This window comes from Prevotella sp. MGM1 (assembly GCF_002933775.1).
GTDB lineage: Bacteria > Bacteroidota > Bacteroidia > Bacteroidales > Bacteroidaceae > Prevotella.
Map to the genome: position 1 here is coordinate 1 of NZ_BEWV01000123.1, position 1,137 is coordinate 1,137.

Sequence of the window (1,137 nt, forward strand, 5' to 3'; positions counted from 1 at the left end):
TTTTGAACCAGAACGTTAACCGCCCGACCGAATTTGACTTGCTTTCCAATGGTAAGTATAATGTTACAAGCTGGCAGGACACTCCTGATTCTGTCGCTCTCGGACAAGGGTTTATCACTCCTTACGGCTCATCGCAGGCCGGTGAGGATTGGGTAGAGTTGATAGCAAACTATATTGTTAAAGACGACAATACTTGGAGTAGGATGATAGGTGCTGCCGGATATGAATGGGAAGTGGTAGACTACGATGCCGATAAATTTGATGCGGCAGTGCGTAGGGGGGCCAACCGTGACACTCTCGGCTATTATGTGAAAGACGGTGCCACATCGGGCGGTAAAGCTACGAGTTATAAAATACAGCGTAAGAAGATATCCCGCGATGCTAATAACAGTGCGGTATTGGATGAGAACGGACAACCTACGTTCCTGGATAATGATGGGGTTAATGGCCGTGCGTTGATTTTGCAGAAACTGAATATGACGCGTGAATGGTTGAAAACAAACTTCAACTATGACCTCGACGCTATGCGTGATGGTGTGCAGAAGCGTCAGTGGGTAACCGATGAGAATGGCAATTATGTGCTTGACGCTAATGGCAACTACATCAATAAGCTCACATATCGCAGACCCGATGGCACTACCGTGATGGAAGATTTGCTCAATGGGATTGATAAATTCAAGGAATTGCAAAAGTAATCATAAGGTAACAAACACGCGAACGCAGATTATAATTTTGCATTCGCGGAAATAATAATAAAACCGTCAGAATATAAATATGAAGAAGATATTATCATTAGCATTGCTTACGGGAATGACGCTTGTTTTCACCGGTTGTGCCGGAGAAGAAGAAGACCTGTTCGCCACTTCGGCTGCGGAACGCCTCAGTTCGGCAATGGTTACATATTCCAATCGTTTGGCCGATGCAGGTGGAAAGTGGGCAATGGAGTATTATCCTACGAATGGTCTTGAGGCGCCTCAGGGACTTGGATATCTGATGCTGCTTGACTTCGGTAAAGACAACTCAGTGAAAGTGGCTATGGACAATAATTTTACCAATAATGTCTATAAAGAAGATGAGTCTATTTGGGAAATGATAGCCGATAACGGCCCCGTGCTCACTTTTAATACATATAATGAG

2 protein-coding genes are annotated in these 1,137 nt (G+C 44.5%); both read left to right on the plus strand.

The window, feature by feature from the left end:
- The coding region (locus MoGM_RS04075; RefSeq protein ID WP_233210159.1) for a putative zinc-binding metallopeptidase at positions 1-695 on the plus strand (695 nt) is incomplete at its 5' end.
- A gap of 79 nt (positions 696-774) precedes the next feature.
- On the plus strand, positions 775-1,137 hold a 363-nt coding region (locus MoGM_RS04080; protein WP_146078639.1), incomplete at its 3' end, for a DUF4302 domain-containing protein.